The 617-nt window shown below is 60.9% G+C and carries 1 protein-coding gene; it reads left to right on the top strand.

Annotated features, from left to right (window positions below):
* Positions 1-202: 202 nt before the first annotated feature.
* Positions 203-617, top strand: a 415-nt coding sequence (locus tag F2P45_RS34405) for a CHC2 zinc finger domain-containing protein (RefSeq protein ID WP_229505448.1), incomplete at its 3' end; no start/stop codon positions are given.

A 617-nucleotide genomic window follows, 5' to 3' on the forward strand; every position in this document is an offset into this window, starting at 1 on the left:
ATCGGCCAGCGCCTGCTGGGTCAGGCCCTTCTGTTTGCGGACGGCGGTAAGGCGAGCGGCGACACTCATGATGTTCAACCAGGTAAAAGAGATCGCCATGATCATATCCCCGCAAAAAATCGTCATGTGCTCATGGTAGCACAAGAGGTCTTCAAATATAATAGAAAGGATACTTGACAGCTTTTTAGCGAAAGAGGGATTTATGCCCCGCATCCCCGAGGCCGACATCGAGCGGCTAAAGAATGAAGTGGCGGTCGAGCGCCTGGTCGAGTCGGCCGGCATCGCCCTGAAAAAGTCCGGCAAGGACCGTATCGGCGTGTGCCCGTTCCACGAGGACAGCGAGCCGTCGCTGGTGGTGACGCCCTCAAAAAACCTGTGGCACTGCTTTGGCTGCCAGATTGGCGGCGGGCCGATCGATTGGGTGATGAAGTTGCAGGGCGTGTCGTTCCGGCACGCGGTGGAGCTGCTCAAGGCCGATCCCGCTTTAGCTGCCGGTGTGCAGGCCGCCCCCGGCACGCCGCAAGAGCGCAGCACGGCGCGCAGCCTGCCGGCGCCGGTGTCGTTCGACGCCGACGACCAGGCGCTGCTGAACCAGGTGATCGGCTACTACCACGAGA

The sequence above is a fragment of the Massilia mucilaginosa genome (genome assembly GCF_011682145.1).
GTDB lineage: Bacteria > Pseudomonadota > Gammaproteobacteria > Burkholderiales > Burkholderiaceae_D > Telluria_A > Telluria_A mucilaginosa.